This is a genomic window from Pseudomonas sp. CP4 (assembly GCF_047758505.1).
GTDB classification, from domain to species: Bacteria; Pseudomonadota; Gammaproteobacteria; order Pseudomonadales; family Pseudomonadaceae; genus Aquipseudomonas; species Aquipseudomonas fluorescens_AO.
Genome location: NZ_CP180489.1, coordinates 1,505,134 through 1,518,638, shown reverse-complemented (window position 1 = coordinate 1,518,638; position 13,505 = coordinate 1,505,134). Strand labels below are relative to the sequence as shown.

13 protein-coding genes are annotated in these 13,505 nt (G+C 58.7%); 7 read left to right on the top strand and 6 right to left on the bottom strand.

What is annotated here, in order from left to right; translation table 11 throughout:
• The first annotated feature begins 164 nt into the window (after positions 1-164).
• Entirely contained in the window at positions 165-605 is a 441-nt protein-coding gene (locus ACMYUN_RS06690) for a GlcG/HbpS family heme-binding protein (protein WP_415763301.1), read from the top strand.
• Positions 606-816: 211 nt separating this feature from the next.
• Positions 817-1,317 carry an REP-associated tyrosine transposase gene (locus ACMYUN_RS06685; RefSeq protein ID WP_415763300.1) on the top strand — a complete coding sequence of 167 codons (501 nt, stop codon included), beginning with the start codon at positions 817-819 and terminating at the stop codon, positions 1,315-1,317.
• A 15-nt stretch (positions 1,318-1,332) separates the two neighbouring features.
• On the opposite strand, the gene ACMYUN_RS06680 is transcribed toward ACMYUN_RS06685, so the two are convergent.
• Positions 1,333-1,938, bottom strand: coding sequence for a TetR/AcrR family transcriptional regulator (locus ACMYUN_RS06680; protein ID WP_415763299.1), 606 nt, complete (start codon positions 1,936-1,938; stop codon positions 1,333-1,335).
• A 135-nt stretch (positions 1,939-2,073) separates the two neighbouring features.
• Between ACMYUN_RS06680 and ACMYUN_RS06675 the strand changes: the two genes are divergently transcribed.
• Positions 2,074-2,988 (top strand): DUF808 domain-containing protein, encoded by a 915-nt coding sequence (locus tag ACMYUN_RS06675; protein ID WP_415763298.1) that lies wholly within the window; start codon positions 2,074-2,076, stop codon positions 2,986-2,988.
• A gap of 87 nt (positions 2,989-3,075) precedes the next feature.
• Here the strand turns inward: ACMYUN_RS06675 and ACMYUN_RS06670 are convergent, their stop codons facing one another.
• Together ACMYUN_RS06670 and ACMYUN_RS06665 are read right to left on the bottom strand one after the other, a co-directional pair.
• Positions 3,076-3,864 (bottom strand): VacJ family lipoprotein, encoded by a 789-nt coding sequence (locus tag ACMYUN_RS06670; RefSeq protein ID WP_024012144.1) that lies wholly within the window; start codon positions 3,862-3,864, stop codon positions 3,076-3,078.
• Positions 3,857-5,155 carry a hypothetical protein gene (locus tag ACMYUN_RS06665; protein WP_064365440.1) on the bottom strand — a complete coding sequence of 433 codons (1,299 nt, stop codon included), beginning with the start codon at positions 5,153-5,155 and terminating at the stop codon, positions 3,857-3,859. The genes ACMYUN_RS06670 and ACMYUN_RS06665 overlap by 8 nt, the downstream gene beginning before the upstream one ends.
• A gap of 224 nt (positions 5,156-5,379) precedes the next feature.
• On the opposite strand from ACMYUN_RS06665, the gene ACMYUN_RS06660 reads away from it, so the two are divergent.
• Positions 5,380-5,748, top strand: coding sequence for a hypothetical protein (locus ACMYUN_RS06660; protein ID WP_415763297.1), 369 nt, complete (start codon positions 5,380-5,382; stop codon positions 5,746-5,748).
• Positions 5,749-5,864: 116 nt separating this feature from the next.
• On the opposite strand, the gene ACMYUN_RS06655 is transcribed toward ACMYUN_RS06660, so the two are convergent.
• Complete coding sequence (locus ACMYUN_RS06655; RefSeq protein WP_415763296.1) at positions 5,865-7,460, bottom strand: beta (1-6) glucans synthase; 1,596 nt, start codon at positions 7,458-7,460, stop codon at positions 5,865-5,867.
• A gap of 297 nt (positions 7,461-7,757) precedes the next feature.
• Between ACMYUN_RS06655 and ACMYUN_RS06650 the strand changes: the two genes are divergently transcribed.
• The 3 genes from ACMYUN_RS06650 to ACMYUN_RS06640 all read left to right on the top strand — a co-directional run bounded on the left by ACMYUN_RS06650 (position 7,758) and on the right by ACMYUN_RS06640 (position 10,817).
• Positions 7,758-8,609, top strand: a complete 852-nt coding sequence (locus ACMYUN_RS06650) for a glycine betaine ABC transporter substrate-binding protein (RefSeq protein WP_129999063.1) — start codon at positions 7,758-7,760, stop codon at positions 8,607-8,609.
• A gap of 241 nt (positions 8,610-8,850) precedes the next feature.
• Positions 8,851-9,162: a DUF485 domain-containing protein gene (locus ACMYUN_RS06645; protein ID WP_016771016.1), complete on the top strand. Its 312-nt coding sequence runs from the start codon at positions 8,851-8,853 to the stop codon at positions 9,160-9,162.
• Entirely contained in the window at positions 9,159-10,817 is a 1,659-nt protein-coding gene (locus ACMYUN_RS06640) for a cation acetate symporter (RefSeq protein WP_039763646.1), read from the top strand. The genes ACMYUN_RS06645 and ACMYUN_RS06640 overlap by 4 nt, the downstream gene beginning before the upstream one ends.
• Positions 10,818-11,319: 502 nt before the next feature.
• Here the strand turns inward: ACMYUN_RS06640 and ACMYUN_RS06635 are convergent.
• Together ACMYUN_RS06635 and gltA are read right to left on the bottom strand one after the other, a co-directional pair.
• Entirely contained in the window at positions 11,320-11,589 is a 270-nt protein-coding gene (locus ACMYUN_RS06635) for a hypothetical protein (RefSeq protein WP_415763295.1), read from the bottom strand.
• Positions 11,590-11,877: 288 nt separating this feature from the next.
• Complete coding sequence (gene gltA / locus ACMYUN_RS06630; RefSeq protein ID WP_039763648.1) at positions 11,878-13,167, bottom strand: citrate synthase; 1,290 nt, start codon at positions 13,165-13,167, stop codon at positions 11,878-11,880.
• Between the last annotated feature and the right edge of the window lie 338 nt (positions 13,168-13,505).

The following is a 13,505-nucleotide window of genomic DNA, read 5'->3' as shown; positions in this document are numbered from 1 at the left end:
CATTTGTCGGAAGCCCAATGTGCTGTGGCTTTTCGTCGCATGTGGCGCTTTTCGATAATTATTGTATACAAAAAAATAACTCATTGTGTTCTATTTGCTGCATCGGGATGCGGCAGAAACGCGCAGTCCCACGACTTTCCCTATAACAAAATGAGGACGGCACCATGAGCGCTTTAACCTTGAAAGTCGCAGTCAACCTGGTCAGCGAAGCCATCAACGCAGGACGCGGCATCAACGCCGCACCGCTGACCATCGCGGTACTCGATACCGGCGGCCACCTGATCACCCTGCAACGTGAAGACGGCGCCAGCCTGCTGCGCCCCGACATCGCCATTGGCAAAGCCTGGGGCGCCATCGCCCTGGGTAAAGGCTCCCGCCTGCTCGCCCAGGACGCCCAACAACGCCCGGCGTTTTTTTCTTCGTTGAACAGCATGGGGCAGGGCAGCGTTGTGCCGGCACCGGGGGGCGTGCTGATTCGCAACCAGGCAGGTGAAGTGCTGGGCGCGATCGGGATCAGTGGGGATTTGTCGGATGTCGATGAGCAGGTGGCGATAAGAGCGGTGGAGGCGCTGGATTTGCGGGCGGATGGTGGGGTGGTTTCCTGATCTCTGGTGCTTGATCGATAGTCATCGCTGGCAAGCCAGCTCCCACAAGTTTTTGCGTTGAGCAATTATGAACGCACGACACAAATCCCTGTGAGAGCTGGCTTGCCAGCGATGGCGGTCTGGCTGACACATCAAGAAAAAAGACTGCCGCGATGTAGTTGGCTTTGAGGTCTAGCCTTCCATCTGAACACATCATGAAAGGGGCAATGGATTGCCTGATTTTCCTGCTTCACATCGCTTGCGTATCGGCCGCTATGCAGAGCCGAATCGAATTTATCTTCTCACCACCAACACACTTGATCGCGAGCCGGTATTTGCTGATTTCGCTTTGGGCAGACTGGTCGTTGCGCAATTTCGTCGTGCACATGACCTGGGGTTGGCGAAATCATTGGCATGGGTTGTCATGCCTGACCATTTTCATTGGCTCGTTGAGCTTGAAAATTGCTCACTTAGCAAGTTGATGCGAGAGACCAAATCACTGAGTACGCGGGAGGTTAACCGTTCGACAGGTCGAACCGGGCCGCTCTGGCAGTACGGTTTTCATGATCGGGCGCTGAGGAGGGAAGAAAATCTGGAGAAAATGGCGCGTTATGTTGTGGCCAACCCATTGCGGGCGGGCCTGGTAGATACAATTGCCGACTATCCGTTGTGGGACACCATTTGGATTAGAAATGAAACCGAGTTGCCGCCATCGCTGGCTTGCCAGCGATAGTCGCGCCTCGGTGTATCAATCCGGCTCACACCCCTTCAACACCAACCGGATAATCGTCTGCGCCGCCGCTTCATAATCGGCTTCATCGAGCTTGTCTTTCCCGGTGACTGCGGAAATCTGCCAGTCGAAGTCGGCGTAGGTCTGGGTCGCGGCCCAGATGCTGAACATCAGGTGGTTGGGGTCGATCGGGGCGATCTGGCCGCGGTCGATCCAGCTCTGGATGCAGGCGATGTTGTGTTTGGCCTGGGCGTTGAGCTGCTCGACCAGGTCGGCGCTCAGGTGCGGGGCGCCGTGCATGATTTCACTGGCGAACACTTTGGAGGCGTAGGGCAGGTCGCGGGAGATGCGGATTTTGGAGCGGATGTAGCCGCTCAGCACCTCGCTCGGCGCGCCGTCCGGGTTGAACGGCGTCGAAGCCTGCAGAATCGGCTCGATGATGCTTTCCAGCACCTCGCGGTAGAGGTTTTCCTTGGATTTGAAGTAGTAGTAGACGTTGGGCTTGGGCAATCCCGCCTTGGCGGCGATGTCGCTGGTTTTGGTCGCCGCGAAGCCCTTGTCGGCAAACTCTTCGCTGGCGGCGCGCAGGATCAGTTCTTTGTTACGCTCGCGGATTGTGCTCATAAACCCGGTGGTTCCTTGCCTGTTCTGGCGGTGGCGCATGGTAGCACCGGCCTTGAGCGGCGCTCAACAATGCAGCCTGTGGCCGGCGGTCGCGTTATGCTTGGCAACATTCATACACAGAAGGAAACAGGATTCATGGCAGGAAGCAGTTTGCTGGTGCTGGTCGACGACATTGCCACCGTGCTGGATGACGTGGCGTTGATGAGCAAAATGGCCGCGAAGAAGACCGCCGGGGTACTCGGTGACGATCTGGCGCTCAATGCCCAGCAGGTTTCGGGCGTGCGCGCCGAGCGGGAAATTCCCGTGGTCTGGGCGGTGGCCAAGGGCTCGTTCGTCAACAAACTGATCCTCGTGCCGTCGGCGCTGGCGATCAGCGCCTTCGTGCCATGGCTGGTGACGCCGCTGTTGATGGTCGGTGGTGCGTACCTGTGTTTCGAGGGTTTCGAGAAGCTCGCGCACAAGTTTTTGCACAGCAAAGAGGAAGATGAGGCCGGGCATGCGCAGCTGACCGAAGCCGTCGCCGACCCGGCCACCGATCTGGTGGCTTACGAAAAGGACAAGATCAAAGGCGCGATCCGTACCGACTTCATTCTCTCGGCAGAAATCATCGCCATCACCCTCGGCACCGTGGCAGATGCCTCGCTGACCCAGCAGGTGATCGTCATGTCCGGCATCGCCATTGTCATGACCGTAGGCGTGTACGGTTTGGTGGCGGGCATCGTCAAACTCGACGATCTGGGCCTGTGGCTGACGCAGAAACCCGGGCAGATGGCGAAAAAGATCGGCGGCGGCATTCTCAGCGCCGCGCCGTACATGATGAAAACCCTATCGGTGGTCGGCACGGCGGCGATGTTCCTGGTTGGCGGCGGCATCCTGACCCATGGCGTGCCGGTGCTGCATCACTGGATCGAAGGTGTCGGTGCGGCAGCAGGGAGCGCCGGGTTCGCCGTGCCGATGTTGCTCAATGGTGTTGCGGGGATTATTGCCGGGGCTGTGGTGTTGGCCGTGGTGACTGCCGTGGGCAAGCTCTGGCACGCAATCAAAGGCTGAACATGAAACCCACATTCTGATTTGTGTTGAGCCACAAAAAAGGGCCATTCGACTTGCATCGAATGGCCCTTTTTGTACCCGCCGAGATTACTCGGCAATCTGCAACTTGCGCGCTTCGGTGTAGACGTAACGCACTTTCTCGTACTCGAACGGCGAGTTCATCTGGCCGTAGCGGAAGCTGGTCTGATAGCGCTTGTCGATCGCACGCAAGGCCCAGACTTCCGGATGATTCGAGCTGACTTCGGCGACATTGAGGAAGTTGATCGCGGTGTCGGCGGTGTAGTCCACGGCCAGACCTGCAGTGTCGCGGATATTCGACGGGCCGAAGATCGGCAGTACGAAGTAGGCGCCGCCGGGTACGCCATAGAAGCCCAACGTCTGACCGAAGTCTTCGTTCTGGCGTGGCAGGCCCATGGCGGTGGCCGGGTCCCACAGGCCGGCGATGCCGATGGTGGTGTTGAGCAGCAGGCGCGCAGTGGTTTCCATCGAGCGCTGGCCCTTGAACTGCAACAGGCTGTTGACCAGGTTCGGCACGTCGCCAATGTTGTTGAAGAAGTTGCTCACCCCGGTACGCACAAAGCTTGGCGTGATGTAGCGGTAACCGTCGACCACCGGCAGGAACACCCACTGGTCGAAGCGGTAGTTGAAGTGGTAGACCCGGCGGTTCCACGATTCCAGCGGGTCATAGACATTCAGCGCGTTGAGCGTCGAGCGCTCGAATTCGCGCTGGTCCAGGCCCGGGTTGAACTTGAGTTTGGTCAGCGGTTCCTTGAAGCCGTCGCTGTCGACCACCACCGGTGCGTCGGCTTTACTGTTGTCGGCCTGGGCCACGCCTGCACAGAGGAACGCTGCAATCAGCAGGAGATATTTAGCCACGGAAGAACTCCAGCATGGCGTCGCTGTTGACGCGGTAGTTAAGGTTGCCGCAGTGGCCGCCCAGTGGGTAAACGGTCAGGCGATCACCGAAGGTTTTACGCAGGAAGCCCAGGTCGCCAGGGCCGAGGATGACGTCGTCGGCGTTGTGCATGACGGCGATTTTCGGGCTGTCGTGCAGGTAATCCTTGAGCGCATACAGGCTGACCTGATCGATCAGTTGCAGCAGGCTGCCGCCGTCGGTGCGCGCGCGCCACATCGGAATCACCTGCTCGGTGATGTAGCAGTCGAAATCGCATTGCAGCGCACGCTTGAGGAACGGCGTAAGGCTGGTGCCTTCAGTGATCGGAAATTTCGGCGGGGTAATCAGACCGCGGCGGTTGACCAGGTCCGAGGTGTAGGCAATGTCGGCTGCCGAGAAACGGAACGACGTGCCGATCAGCATGGCCATCTGTTCGTTGGTCAGGTGCTGTTTTGACTGCTGGAAGTCATACAGCAGCGCATCGTTGAGGTCGATGTAGCCCTTCTGCTGGAAGTAGCGGGTCAGTTTGGCCAGTACCAGTTCATAGAATGTGGTGCTGTTGTTGATGCCCTTGACCTCGGTCTGTACCAGCTTGTCGAGGTTGGTCACCGAGGTATAGAGGTTGACCGGCGGGTTGAGCAGCAGGACTTTCTTGAAATTGAAGCTGCGGCGGGTCTCGTCCAGATGCGCGACGAACGCAGCATCGAGGGCGCCCAGGCTGTAACCGGTCAGGTAGTACTCGGTGACCGGCAGTTTCGGGTTTTGCGCCCGCACGGCCTGCATCACCCGGTACATGTCTTCGGCGTCTTCCTTGGTCACGCCCGGGGTGGCGAAACGCGAGGCGGCGCTGATGAAGTCGAAGCTGGTCGGCGACGACAACTGCACGACGTGGTAGCCGGCCTTGTAATACAACTTCTTCAGGTATTCATTGAGCGTGCTGTCAAAGCGCGCGCCGGTGCCGGCGATCAGGAAGATCAGCGGCGCCGGTTTGTCCTGCGTGGCGATGCGGTAGGTGAGTTTTTTGACTGCCCAGAAATTGTCCGGCAGCTGGAACTCGCGCTCCGGGCGCAGGGTGAGGCTGCGATCCGATTGAGTGATGTCATCGTCCAGTGGCAACTCCGGACGCAGGTCCGGTGGTGTCGTGGCGATCGTCGCCTCGAACGGGTTGGTCAGCGGGTAGCCATAGCTGGCGGCGTCGATATCCACCGCCAGCGCGGACGCACTCAAAATTAGGCCGCTGAACAGCGCGGCGAAGCGCAAGGAACGGAGCATGACTAGATCCCTTAGAGGAAGGTGCCGATTGAAGTTCGCAGGCTATGACCACCGGCCGTGCGCCAAAGTGCCATGCTGCGGCACCAAACAGGCGGAATTCGGGGTAATAGTAGCTGGACGATACACGTTGCGAGGGCTCGCTGAACAGTTAACAGTTGTTAGTGCTTGCGAATGCCGGTCGGCAGATTAAGCTGGCCGCCGATTTCCGCAGATTGGAGTGCTCCATGTCCCGCCGCTTGCCCGTGATTGTGCTGCTCGTTTTGTTGCCTTTATGGCTGGCCGCCAGTTATGCCGCGCGCTATGGCTTCATGGAAAACGGGCAGTGGGTGGGCATCTGTGTCGACGAGGCCAGCCGCTGGGAATGCGTAGTGCGCTCGAACCTCGGGCTGATGATTCATTTCAAGGTGTTGGGCTGGGCGGCGGTGGGCGCGGCGGTATTGGCGTTAGTCGTGCCGGGACGGGCAGGGTGGTGGCTGGCGGTGCTGGCGCTGGTGTTCGGCCTGCCGGCATTGGCGTTGTACAACACGACGTTGGCGGTGTTTGCGGTGGTGATTGCCGGGTTGCGCCTGGTCCGCGAGTCCCGCAGCGCCTGACAGTCATCGCGGGCAAGCCCGCTCCCACAGGTATTGAGGTGAACACAACATTTGTGTGCAGCAGAAATCCTGTGGGAGCTGGCTTGCCAGCGATAGCGATTTCGAAGGCGCTGAAATCAGGCCTTGCGAACCCGCAGGCATCGCCACAACGCCACCACCATCAAGCCACTGACCAGCGCCCAACCCCAGGCCTGCTGATTCAGCAACCCTTCCTGACACAACTGCGGCGCAATCCCCGCGCCGATGATAAAGGTCAGCAGCGCAATCTCCCGACGCGGCACGCTCACCGGGCGGCACAGGTAGACCAGTGCCGGCAGCACGAACGCCATGCTGGCGAAACTGCGATAGCGCGGATCGAAGACCATTTCCAGCATCATCACCGCCGCAGCAAAACCGGCCGCCGCGACCAGCCAGCCGGCGCGACGCTCGAGGAAATCGAATGCTCGCGCGCGCCAACCGGTACGTGCGCTTAACGTCAGCGCGGCATGCGCGAGCACCAACAGATTCAACCCGGTCAGCAAGGCGACCCACAGCCATTCACCGGCAAATCGTGTGGTCAATCGAGCCAGATCGCCCCAAGCGGCAATCGAGCACGCCGCGACAGCGCCCAGCAGTGGCAGCACAAGCGCCGAGCGTATGGTGCGCACGCGCCCACCAACCACTAACGTGCCGAGGAAAATCACGGCGCCAACCGCCAGCCACTCTTTCCAGTACGGCACATTGCTCACCGGCCCGGCGAGCACGCCCTTGTCCTGGCGATCGGCATCGAACAGCCCCCAATAACCGCCGACCGCGCCTTCACTGCCGCGCTTCCACGGTTGATCGAAGGCTTCGATCAGGTTGTAGCGCCAGCCTTCCTGCTCGGCCATCGCCACAAATCCACGAATGAATTTCGCCTCGTTGACTCGGCTCGGTACGGCTGTTTCACGCTGACGGCCTTCGCTCGGCCAGCCGGTTTCGCCAATCATCACGTCTTTGGGCGCGAATTTGTTGCCGAACACCTGGCGCACATCCGCCACATGCCGCAGCGCCACGTCGATGTTCGATGGATCGTCTTCCCAGTACGGCAGCAAGTGAATGGTCAGGAAATCCACGGCTGGGGCGATTTCCGGGTGCTTTAGCCAGAATTCCCAGACATCGGCGTAAGTCACCGGTTGCTTGACCTGGCTTTTGACCTTGTTGATCAGCCGTGCCAGTTGCGCGCCGGTAACCTCTTTACGCAGCAGTGCTTCGTTGCCGACGATCACCGCCGTAACAACGTCGGGGTTGGCATTGGCCGATTTGATCAGCAGGTCGACTTCCTGCTCGGTATCCACGGGGTTGCTGTTGACCCAGGCGCCGATCATCAACTTCAGACCGTGCTTGCGCGCCAGATCGGGCAGGGCGTCGAGGCCGGTCATCGAGTAGGTGCGGATGCATTCAAAGCGCGTCGCCAGCAGTGCGAGGTCGGCGTCCATGCGCTCGGGGCGCAATTTGAACGGCACGTCGAACGGCGATTGGTCCTTGTCGAACGGTGTGTAGGAGGCGCATTGCAGCTTGTGCGTCGGCGTTGCAGCGTCGGGCAGGATCACCGGTTGGCCGAGGCCGTACCAAAAACCACCAAGGGCCAGGAGCCCGAGCAGGCAGGCGAACAGATAGGGCAAAAAAGGAAATCGGGACGTCGCGGACATGGTCAGGCCGAGTGGCTGCAAAGCGACGCATGTTACCTGCATTTATGGAAGGGCAGGTGGCTTGCAGGCGTTGTACATGCAAAGTTCGGGCGGATTGCCTGGCGTCAATTAATCTCGCTTGATTAATGGCTTTCTGATGTCGTTTCTCGGCGTCTTGAGGTCGCTGACAGAGCAGGTCGCCGGCCGCTTGAGGTTGATGATCAAACCATCAGTACCCTTTTTGAAAAATCGGCTGATGTTCGGTGTGTGAGGTCCGGCGTGATGGGGGCGCTGTGCACCATAACAATACGTTGACGATGCCCGGCATCCGTCGGGCGCAGCATTTCGGGGAAGTAAACGATGAAGATGCGACGACTTTTAGGCGCAGGTGCCGCTCTGGTGCTTGCGATGAGTTCCACTTTCGCCAACGCTGAAAAACAGACCCTGAACATCGGTTACGTTGACGGCTGGTCCGACAGCGTCGCGACCACCCACGTGGCAGCCGAGGTGATCAAACAGAAACTCGGTTACGACGTGAAACTGCAAGCCGTCGCCACCGGGATCATGTGGCAGGGCGTGGCCACCGGCAAACTCGACGCGATGCTCTCGGCCTGGCTGCCAGTGACCCACGGCGATTACTGGACGAAAAACAAGGATCAGGTCGTCGATTACGGCCCGAACTTCAAGGACGCGAAAATCGGCCTGATCGTGCCGGAGTACGTCAAAGCCAAATCGATCGAAGACCTGAAAACCGACGACAGCTTCAAAAACCGCATTGTCGGTATCGATGCCGGTTCAGGCGTAATGCTCAAGACCGATCAGGCGATCAAGGATTATGGTCTGGACAAGTACAGCCTCAAGGCCAGTTCCGGCGCCGGCATGATTGCCGAGCTGACCCGCGCCGAGAAGAAAAACGAATCCATCGCCGTCACCGGTTGGGTGCCGCACTGGATGTTCGCCAAGTGGAAACTGCGCTTCCTCGACGACCCGAAAGGCGTGTACGGCGAGGCTGAAACCGTCAACAGCATCGGCAGCAAAGGCCTCGAAGCCAAGGCGCCGGAAGTGGCCAAGTTCCTGAAAAACTTCCAGTGGGCGTCGAAAGACGAAATCGGCGAGGTCATGCTGGCGATTCAGGACGGTGCCAAGCCTGATGCAGCGGCCAAGGACTGGGTGGCGAAACACCCGGATCGTGTAGCTGACTGGACCAAATAATTTCAACACCGCCACGCACCTGTGGGAGCGAGCCTGCTCGCGAAAGCAATCTGTCAGTTGATGCAATATCGACTGATACGACGCCTTCGCGAGCAGGCTCGCTCCCACAGTTGTTTTTGTATGTGCTTGAAAATGGCGAATACATCATGGCCATCTACTACTAAGGTCGTCTGGAACCTCTCTCGCAGCCGCATACATTAGCTACGTTCCAACAATAATCTGTGCTGCGAGGATAAAAACAATGAACGACAGCATTTACCTCTCGATTCAAAACAGTCCCCGATTCAAGGAGCTGGTTCAGAAAAGGGAACGATTCGCCTGGATTCTCTCGGCAATCATGCTTGGGCTGTACTCCGCATTCATTCTGCTGATCGCATACGGGCCGCATGTGCTCGGGGCGAAACTCAGTCCTGAATCGTCAATCACCTGGGGCATCCCGATCGGTGTCGGCCTGATCATTTCGGCCTTCGTCCTGACCGGCATCTACGTGCGCCGCGCCAATGGCGAGTTCGACGACCTGAACAATGCGATTCTCAAGGAGGCTCAGCAATGATCCGGCGTCTACTGGCTCTTCTGAGCATTGCGGCATTCGCACCTGGCGCCTGGGCGGCTGACGCCCTGACCGGTGCGGTGGCCAAGCAACCGCTGAACATCCCGGCGATCCTGATGTTCGTGGCCTTCGTTGGCGCGACGCTGTACATCACCTACTGGGCCTCGAAGAAAAACAACTCGGCCGCCGACTATTACGCGGCGGGCGGCAAGATCACCGGTTTCCAGAACGGCCTGGCGATTGCTGGCGACTACATGTCGGCGGCGTCCTTCCTGGGGATTTCCGCGCTGGTGTTCACCTCAGGCTACGACGGCCTGATCTACTCGATCGGCTTCCTCGTCGGCTGGCCGATCATTCTGTTCCTGATCGCCGAGCGCCTGCGTAACCTGGGTAAATACACCTTTGCCGACGTGGCGTCCTACCGCCTCGGGCAAACCCAGATTCGCACGCTGTCGGCCTGCGGTTCGCTGGTGGTGGTGGCGTTCTACCTGATCGCGCAAATGGTCGGTGCCGGCAAGCTGATCCAGCTGCTGTTCGGCCTCGATTACCACGTTGCGGTGATTCTGGTCGGTGTGCTGATGTGCATGTACGTGCTGTTCGGCGGTATGCTCGCGACCACTTGGGTGCAGATCATCAAGGCAGTGCTGCTGCTGTCCGGTGCCTCGTTCATGGCACTGATGGTAATGAAGCACGTGGGCTTTGACTTCAACACGCTGTTCTCCGAAGCGATCAAGGTGCACGCCAAGGGCGAAGCGATCATGAGCCCGGGCGGGCTGGTCAAGGATCCGATCTCGGCATTCTCGCTGGGTCTGGCGCTGATGTTCGGTACCGCTGGCCTGCCACACATTCTGATGCGCTTCTTCACCGTGAGTGACGCAAAAGAAGCGCGCAAGAGCGTGCTGTACGCTACCGGTTTCATTGGCTACTTCTACATCCTGACCTTCATCATCGGCTTCGGCGCGATCCTGCTGGTCAGCACCAACCCGGCCTTCAAGGATGCAGCGGGCGCCTTGCTCGGCGGCAACAACATGGCGGCGGTGCACCTGGCCAACGCGGTCGGCGGCAGCATCTTCCTCGGCTTCATCTCGGCGGTGGCGTTCGCGACCATTCTGGCAGTGGTGGCCGGTCTGACCCTGGCCGGTGCTTCGGCGGTCTCGCACGACCTGTACGCCAGTGTGATCAAGAAGGGCAAGGCCAACGAGAAGGATGAGATTCGCGTGTCGAAGATCACCACCATCGCCTTGGCGGTGCTGGCGATTGGTCTGGGCATTCTGTTCGAAAGCCAGAACATTGCGTTCATGGTCGGCCTGGCGTTCTCCATCGCGGCGAGCTGCAACTTCCCTGTGCTGCTGCTTTCGATGTACTGGAAGAAGCTGACCACTCGTGGCGCGATGATTGGCGGCTGGCTGGGTCTGATCAGTGCCGTGGGCCTGATGATCCTCGGCCCGACCATCTGGGTGCAGATTCTGCATCACGAGAAGGCGATCTTCCCTTACGAGTATCCGGCGCTGTTCTCGATGATCATTGCCTTTATCGGGATCTGGTTCTTCTCGATCACTGACAAGTCGGCGGCTGCGGATAACGAGCGGGCGCTGTTCTTCCCGCAGTTTGTGCGTTCGCAGACCGGGTTGGGGGCGAGTGGGGCGGTTTCGCACTAAGAGATCAGATGTGAGTTGCAAGCTTCAAGCTTCAAGCTTCAAGCTTTAAGAAAACGCCCTGGTTGAGAGATTGGGGCGTTTTTTTTGTGGGCGGTTATCGGTGGATCTGGTGTGAATATCCGTTGCTGCGGTAACGGCTTTTTACGGTTTCGCCCTTACGGCGACTCACTTTTTTTACAAACGCCTAAAAAAAGTAAGCAAAAAAACGCTTGCTCCTACGTTCGGCCCTCGCAGGCTCGGGTTCCTTCGCTCCGGGACTGATCCTGGCGCAGCGGCTACGGTTTGCTTCGCTGCACCTCCTTCCGCTGTGTCTGGCTGCGCCAGACGGTCGCTGCGCTCCCACGCCCGGATCAATCCCTCCACTCAGCCTTCCGACGTCGCCGGTGGATCAAGATCAAGAGCACTCGAGCTTGCGCTCATTGTTGAGTGGTGCGGCTTCGCCGCGGGCGACTGCGCTGCTTTGCTTTTCTGTGGGAGCGAGCCTGCTCGCGAAGGCGGCCTGTCAGCCGACCTGTTTTTTGAGGGTGTACCCAATCCAATTGTAGGAGCTGCCGAAGGCTGCGATCTTTTGACCTGGCTTTTGCTTTTGCTTTTGCTTTTGCTTTTGCTCTTGCTCTTGCTCTTGCTCTTGCTCTTGCTCTTGCTCTTGCTCTTGCTCTTGCTCTTGCTCTTGCTCTTGCTCTGGCTCTGGCTCTTTTGCCCCTTCGGCAGGCTTCGTTACGGGATCGATCCGAGGGTGGGAGCGCAGCGACCGTACGACGCAGTCGTACACAGCGAGTGTAGGTGCAGCGAAGCCAACCGTAGCCGCTGCGCCCGGATCGGTCCCGTAACGAAGGAACCCCGAGCCTCAGCGAGCGGGCCGTACGCCGGGGCAAAGCCTTTTGGGTTACCTTTTCGGCGTTTGGAAAAGGTAACTCGCTGTAAGAGCGAAACCATAAGAAGCCGTTACCGCAGCAACGGATATGCTCAGAATTCTGGAGGGCAAACCAAACAAAAACGGCCTCTATATAAGAGGCCGTTCCTGACACACCACTAAACCATCACAAAAAAGGAAAAACCCTTATTTGCGATCTTCCAGCTTGGTGATGTCACGCGACTCGTAACCGGTGTACAGCTGGCGCGGACGGCCAATCTTGTAAGGGCTCGAGAGCATTTCCTTCCAGTGCGAGATCCAGCCCACAGTACGTGCCAGGGCGAAAATCACCGTGAACATGCTGGTCGGAATGCCGATCGCCTTGAGGATGATCCCCGAGTAGAAGTCGACGTTCGGGTACAGCGAGCGTTCGATGAAGTACGGGTCGGTCAGGGCGATCTCTTCCAGGCGCATGGCCAGTTCGAGTTGCGGATCGTTGTTGATGCCCAGTTCCTTCAGCACTTCGTCGCAGGTCTGCTTCATGACAGTCGCGCGAGGGTCGCGGTTCTTGTAGACGCGGTGACCGAAGCCCATCAGCTTGAACGAATCGTTCTTGTCCTTGGCCTTGGCGATGAACTTGTCGATGTTCGACACATCGCCAATCTCGTCGAGCATGGTCAACACGGCTTCGTTCGCACCGCCGTGGGCAGGGCCCCACAGTGCGGCGATACCGGCGGCGATACAGGCGAACGGGTTGGCACCCGAAGAGCCGGCCAGGCGCACGGTGGAGGTCGAAGCGTTCTGCTCGTGGTCGGCGTGGAGGATGAAGATCCGGTCCATGGCCTTGGCGAGTACCGGGCTGATCGGTTTGATCTCGCACGGGGTGTTGAACATCATGTGCAGGAAGTTTTCCGCGTACGTCAGGTCGTTGCGCGGGTACATCATGGGTTGGCCCATGGAGTACTTGTAAACCATCGCTGCCAGGGTCGGCATCTTCGCAACCAGACGGATCGCGGAGATTTCACGATGCTGCGGGTTATTGATGTCCAGGGAGTCGTGGTAGAAGGCCGAGAGGGCGCCGACTACACCGCACATGACGGCCATCGGATGGGCGTCGCGACGGAAACCGTTGAAGAAGGTTTTCAGCTGCTCGTGAACCATGGTGTGGTTCTTCACGGTGCTGACGAACTGGGCCTTCTGTTCTGCGGTCGGCAGTTCGCCGTTGAGCAGCAGGTAGCAGGTTTCCAGGTAGTCCGACTTTTCAGCCAGCTGTTCGATCGGGTAGCCGCGGTGCAACAGAATGCCGTTGTCGCCGTCGATATAGGTGATTTTCGATTCGCACGAAGCGGTCGACATGAAACCCGGGTCGAAAGTGAAGCGGCCCGTGGCCGTCAGGCCCCGAACATCGATTACATCGGGACCAACGGTGCCGGTTAAAATGGGCAGCTCGACGGGGGCTGCGCCCTCGATGATCAACTGCGCTTTTTTGTCAGCCATGTGGCCTCCTATTTATGCTTGAACCATCAGACAGACCCCCCACGCAGGGCCCGCACCACTATAGTGAGATAAATTCGAATGTCAATTTGCCTAAAGTCTTGCTCCAGAAGGCTTTAAGCCGACTTTTTCCTCGAAATTGCCTGCCATTTACGCCTTTTATGCAACTTGTGCAATCCGCTATTGGGGGTAGGTGAACGCGTTGTCATTAGTAGCCTAACTGTCTATACTCGGCCACCGACCGCCAAGGGCTTTTGGGCTTGCTTTCATTGGGGGTCGCATCCCTGGGTGGTGGTTACCTGACCAGTGCACTCCCCAACAACTTTGCCCTGATTGTTAGG